This is a genomic window from Pseudomonas avellanae BPIC 631, assembly GCF_000444135.1.
Lineage (GTDB): Bacteria > Pseudomonadota > Gammaproteobacteria > Pseudomonadales > Pseudomonadaceae > Aquipseudomonas > Aquipseudomonas avellanae.
The window spans coordinates 1-5,703 of sequence record NZ_ATDK01000301.1 but is presented as its reverse complement, the minus strand read 5'-3'; the positions used below and the strand labels follow the sequence as shown (position 1 = coordinate 5,703).

Below are 5,703 nucleotides of genomic sequence, written 5' to 3'. Positions count from 1 at the left end.
AAACAAACATCACTGACATCGCAGAACCGCCGTGTGACGCAGAGCGTCACGAACTGCATGCCGACGCAGAGCATCGGCACGATAGTCAACTCCTGAGGCGCTGCGCACAACGCGGAGCACCGTCCAGCTTCTAGCCTCAACCCTCGCGCAGCACGGTCAGCGGGCTGACGTTCAGCGCTCTTCGGGTGCCGAATACGCCAGCGCCGCCTACCAGCAATGCGCCGATCACCGGCAACAGCAGCAACCACGGGTGCGGTTGCCATTCCAGGGAAAAGGCGTAGCGGTACAACACGAAGCTCACCAGCTCACAACCCAGTGCAGCCAGCGTGCCACTGGCAGCACCCAGCAAGCCGAATTCGATGCGCCGTGATTTGATCAGCAATGCCCGCCTTGCACCCAGCGCCCGCAGCAGCGCGCCTTGGCGTATACGTTCATCCAGAGTCGCCTGCAACCCTGAAAACAGCACGGCAATACCTGCCGCCAGCACAAACAGCAGCACGAACTGCACAGCGAGGGTGACTTGATCGAGAATGCTGCGCACCTGCGCCAGCAGCGCCTCGACACCCAGAATGCTGATTGACGGGTAGGCCCGTGACAGCTCGACAATCTGCTTGTCCTGGCCGGGCGGCAGATAGAAGCTGGTCAGGTAAGTGGTCGGCAAGTCGGCGAGGGTGCCGGGCTGGAAAATCATGAAGAAGTTGGGCTGGAAGGTGTCCCAGTTCACATCCCTCAGGCTGGTGACCTGCGCCTCGCGGGTCAGTCCGCCGACGATGAAGCTCAAACGGTCGCCCAGTTTGATCTGCAGGCTGTCGGCCAGTTTGGCCTCGATCGACACACCGGGCGTCACGTTGCTCTGGCCGTCAGCGGGCAGGTCTTTCCACCAGGTGCCAGCGGTCAGGGTATTGCCCTCGGGCAAGTCCGCCGCCCAGGTCAGGCTCAGGTCGCGGCGTGTGGCGTTTTCGCCACGCGAGTCCTTGGTGACGAAACTGCTCACCGGTTCGCCATTGATGCTGGTCAGGCGTCCCGGCACCACCGGATACAGCGGGGCAGAGTGGGTGGACAGCGTGCTCAGGGTCTGGGCGAAGTTGTCCTTGTCGGCGGGCAGCACATTGAGCACGAAGTAGTTTGGCGCATCCTTGGGCAGTTGGTTCTGCCAGGTGTCGAGCAGCTCGCCACGCAGCAGCGCGATCAAGCCCATCGACAGCAGGATCAGCCCGAAGGCCAGCGACTGACCGGCAGCGGCCAGCGGGTAACGCAGCAGTTGCCCCAGACCCAGTCGCCACGGCAGCGACGCCCCGGCCAGCAAGCGGCGCAGGCTGTTGAGTGCCAGCAGCAACAGGCTGCCCAGTATCAGCGCAGCGACCACGCCACCGCCCAGCAGGGCGAATGTCAGCACCAGGTCCAGGCTCAGGCGCCACATGATCAGGCCCAGCGCGAGCAGCGCCGCGCCATACACCAGCCATGAACTGGCGGGGATCGGCAGCATGTCCCGACGCAACACGCGTAGCGGCGGCACGCGGCCCAGCGCTGCGAGTGGCGGCAGGGCGAAACCGGCCAGCGCCACCAGCCCGGTGCCCATGCCTGCCAGCGCAGGCAAGAAGCCTCCCGGCGGCACGCTGGCCGGCAGCAGGTTTTGCAGCAGCGCGAACAGCCCCAATTGTGCGAGCCAGCCCAGCAGTGCGCCGCTCAGGCTGGCCAGCAGGCCGATGATCGCCAGTTGCAGGCTGAACAATGTCATGGTTTCGCCGCGCGACAGGCCCAGGCAGCGGAGCAGGGCGCTGGCATCGAAACGCCGTGCAGCGAATCGAGACGCTGACAGTGCTACGGCGACGCCCGCCAGCAGCACCGCGACCAGGCTCGCCATATTCAGGTAGCGTTCGGCCTTGCCCAATGCGCCACCAATCTGCTGGCTGCCGTCGCGTGCGTCTTTTATTTCCTGATGCGGTTCAATGCCTGGTTCGATGGCCTTGCGGTAGGTGGCCAGCGCCTCGGGCGGGCCGCTCCACATTTCCCGGTAGCTGACCCGGCTGCCCGGCTGCACCACACCGGTGGCGGCCAGATCCTGCAGGTTGATCATCACCCGCGGGGTGAGGCTGTAGAAGTTGCCGGCGCGGTCCGGCTCGTAGGTCAGCACGCGGGTCAGTTTCAAGGTCTTGGCGCCGACATCGATGTCGTCGCCAATCTTCAAGTCCACTGCAGGAAACAGCCGCGCCTCGGCCCAGGCTTCGCCGGGTTTCGGGCCGCTGCCGGCCTGCTCGCTCTGATACAGGTCCGGCGCGCTTTTCAGTTCGCCGCGTAACGGGTAGGCATCATCGACCGCCTTGATGCTCGACAGCTGGATACCGGCGTCGGTGGCGATCACACTGGAAAAGACCACAATCTGTGCGTGCTTGAGTTGCAGGCGCGTGCCTTCTTCAATCTGCTCTGCGCGCGCCGGGCTTGAGCCTTCGACAACCAGATCAGCGCCGAGAAATTCGGTCGCCCGCAACAGCATCGCGCCGTTCAGGCGCGCACCGAAGTAGCCGATGGCGGTGCTGGCAGCCACGGCCACCAGCAATGCAAAGAACAACACACGTAATTCACCGGCGCGGGCATCGCGCAACAGTTGGCGTGTGGCAAGGCTCAGCAGACGGGCAAAAGGCAAACGTGCCATCAAGGCTCCAGCGGGGCGACCAGGCGGCCCCCTTCAAGACGGATCAGACGGCGGCAGCGATGGGCGAGGCGCTCATCGTGGGTGACCAGCACCAGCGTGGTGTTGCGTTCCTTGTTCAGTTCGAACAGCAGGTCGCTGATGCGCTCGCCGGTGTGGCTGTCCAGGTTGCCGGTGGGTTCATCGGCAAACAGCACGTCCGGATCGGCGGCGAACGCGCGGGCAATCGCCACGCGTTGCTGCTCGCCTCCAGACAACTGGCGTGGCGTGTGGGTCAGGCGTTTGCCCAGCCCCACGCGCTCCAGCAGGTCGCGGGCTTTTTCGCGGGCGTCCTTGCGGCCTTCGAGTTCCATCGGCAGCATGACGTTTTCCAGTGCATTCAGGCTGTCGAGCAACTGGAATGACTGAAAGACAAACCCGACGTGCTCGGCGCGCACCCTGGCGCGCTGGTCTTCATCCAGCTCGCTGAGGTTGCGGCCTGACAGGATGACGGAACCGGCGCTGGGCAGGTCGAGCCCGGCGAGCAACCCGAGCAGCGTAGATTTGCCCGAGCCGGAGGCACCGACGATGGCCAGTGTGTCGCCCTTGTTTAGTTCCAGGGAGAGTTCGTGCAGGATGGTAAGGTCACCTTCGGTGCTGGGGACCACTTTGCTGAGGCTTTGGGCACTGAGAATACTTTCACTCATGGAGAATCCGATGCGTGCGTGGTTTTTAAGTGCTGGCCTGGGGTTGTTGCTGCTGTCACAGGGGGCGATGGCGGGCACAGTCTTGATCGTTGGGGATAGTATCAGTGCGGCTTTCGGCCTGGATACCCGTGTGGGGTGGGTCAGCCTGCTTGAACAGCGGCTCAAGGCCGAGGGATACACCGACAAGGTGGTCAATGCGTCGATCAGTGGCGACACCAGTGCCGGGGGCCAGGCGCGTCTGCCTGCGCTGCTTGCAGAGCATAAGCCCGAGCTGGTCATTCTCGAGTTGGGTGGCAATGACGGGTTGCGTGGCCAGCAGCCAGCTCAATTGCAACAAAACCTTTCGTCGATGATCGACAGCTCACGCGCGGCCGGTGCCAGGGTGCTATTGCTCGGTATGCAGATACCGCCCAATTACGGCCCGCGTTACACCACCGCCTTCAAAGAGGTCTACAGCCATCTGGCCGAAGAGAAAAAGGTGCCGTTCGTGCCGTTCTTTCTCGAAGGGGTCGGCGGGGTGCCCGGGTTGATGCAGGCCGATGGTCTGCATCCCGCCGCAGCGGCGCAGGGCAAGTTGCTGGAAAATGTCTGGCCGAGCCTGAAACCGCTGCTTTGAGGCTTTCCCGGGCGGGGGCTTTCGGCTAATGTGGCGCCCCCGATCTGGAGCCCCCCATGCCGCGTCCCGCCTGGTCCCTGTATGCCTATCAAATGCTTGAGCCCCATGAACAGCTGGATCTGTTCGCCTGTCAGGAAGTGCGCGTCCATCTGATCGCTCGCCAGCTGGAGCTGGGCGGCTCGATTGATAGAACATTGTGTGGCACGTTGTTGCCAGCGCAGCCGCAAATGCGCGCCGTCGAGCTGCAAGCCATGCGCGATGAGCGCCTGTGCCCGTTGTGCAAGGCCATCATGGACGCGCAGCGCAGGGGCATGAATCCGATCTGGCCTGAACTTTAGCTGTCGACGCCGCGCACGGGCCTTGCGCAGATATCCCCGATCCGGCAAGTGCCGGTGTACACTTCAGCGCTTGTCTCCACAGTATCGTTACCCGAAGGATCTTCCCGGATGTTGTCGCGCATTCCAGCCGTTACCCGCTGTCTGTCGCTTGCTGCTCTGTGCGCGGCGAGCTCTGTCCATGCCCTGGAGTTTCCATTGCCGCCGCCCGGCGAGGACATCGTTGGTCAGGTGCAGGTCATCCAGGCCAAATACGAAGATACTTTCGCTGATCTGGGCACTAAATACGACCTGGGCTATCTGGAAATGATCGCCGCCAACCCGGGCGTGGACCCGTGGCTGCCGGGTGCCGGCAAGGACATCGTGCTGCCGACCCGCTTCATTCTGCCGCCGGGTCCGCGCGAAGGGATTGTCATCAACCTCGCCGAATACCGCATGTATTACTACCCCAAGGGGCAGAATGTGGTTCACACCTACCCGCTGGGCGTCGGTCGTGAAGGTTGGGGGTCGCCTATCGGTGTGACCAAGGTAACGGCCAAGACCCCGAACCCGACCTGGACACCCCCCGCTTCGATCAAGGCTGAGCATGCTGCCGACGGTGATCCGTTGCCCAACGTCGTACCGGCTGGCCCGGACAACCCGCTGGGTCCGTTCAAGTTCGGCCTGGGCCTGTCTGGCTACCTGATCCACGGTTCGAACAAGAAGTTCGGCATTGGCATGCGCACCAGCCACGGCTGTTTCCGCATGTACAACAACAACGTACTGGAACTGGCCGGCATGGCCCCGGTCGGCACCACAGTGCGCATCATCAGCGAGCCCTACAAATTCGGCCTCAGCGGCGGCAAGGTCTACCTTGAAGCGCACACACCGGTCGACGACCTGGGCAACCCCTCCGTGGTCGACAAACACACGGCAGTCATCAACGCGCTGCTCAAACGTGACGATCTGGCCAACAACCTGCGCATGAACTGGGACATGGTCCGTGACGTGGTAGCAGCCGAAGACGGCATACCGGTGGAGATTGCAGTGCCGGGCGTCGCTTCTGCGAGAGCGGAAGAGCCGGTGATTTTTCAGTAGGGCGTTGTTACGCATACACGCTGGAGCGCCCCGCGCTATCGTGGAGCGACCGGGGCGGCGACCCGCAATGTTCGCGAAACGGTCGATGCATTCTCCGCAAATGCGTCGTCTGAAATACCGTCTTCGTGAGCAAGCTCCCCACAGGGATCTTGACTATCGTGCGACGCTCCGCGTCGTCATGCTGTCTCTTGACGCTCCGTGTCACAAATTCATGCTGTAGCACAACGGCACGTCTTGCACGCAGTCGCTGCACATAAACGAAAGCGCTTTTTTGCCACGATGGCGCTGACGACGCAGAGTGCGACGTAAGTGACGGCTGAGCCCTGACACTGATCCGGG

Annotated in this window: 5 protein-coding genes; 3 read left to right on the top strand and 2 right to left on the bottom strand. The window is 63.0% G+C overall.

Translation table 11 applies throughout. From position 1 onward, the window contains the following. Positions 1–136: 136 nt before the first annotated feature. Both DW49_RS0118310 and DW49_RS0118305 read right to left on the bottom strand, forming a co-directional pair. Entirely contained in the window at positions 137–2,653 is a 2,517-nt protein-coding gene (locus tag DW49_RS0118310; protein ID WP_005617340.1) for an ABC transporter permease, read from the bottom strand. Then, the gene (locus DW49_RS0118305) at positions 2,653–3,336 is read right to left on the bottom strand and encodes an ABC transporter ATP-binding protein (protein ID WP_017684910.1); all 684 of its coding nucleotides are present in this window, start codon (positions 3,334–3,336) and stop codon (positions 2,653–2,655) included. The genes DW49_RS0118310 and DW49_RS0118305 overlap by 1 nt, the downstream gene beginning before the upstream one ends. Before the next feature lie 10 nt (positions 3,337–3,346). On the opposite strand from DW49_RS0118305, the gene DW49_RS0118300 reads away from it, so the two are divergent. The 3 genes from DW49_RS0118300 to DW49_RS0118290 all read left to right on the top strand — a co-directional run bounded on the left by DW49_RS0118300 (position 3,347) and on the right by DW49_RS0118290 (position 5,364). After that, the gene (locus tag DW49_RS0118300; protein ID WP_005735372.1) at positions 3,347–3,952 is read left to right on the top strand and encodes an arylesterase; all 606 of its coding nucleotides are present in this window, start codon (positions 3,347–3,349) and stop codon (positions 3,950–3,952) included. Positions 3,953–4,008: 56 nt separating this feature from the next. After that, positions 4,009–4,290: a hypothetical protein gene (locus DW49_RS0118295; RefSeq protein ID WP_002553016.1), complete on the top strand. Its 282-nt coding sequence runs from the start codon at positions 4,009–4,011 to the stop codon at positions 4,288–4,290. 108 nt (positions 4,291–4,398) lie between these two features. Beyond that, complete coding sequence (locus DW49_RS0118290; RefSeq protein ID WP_005617347.1) at positions 4,399–5,364, top strand: L,D-transpeptidase family protein; 966 nt, start codon at positions 4,399–4,401, stop codon at positions 5,362–5,364. Positions 5,365–5,703 lie beyond the last annotated feature (339 nt).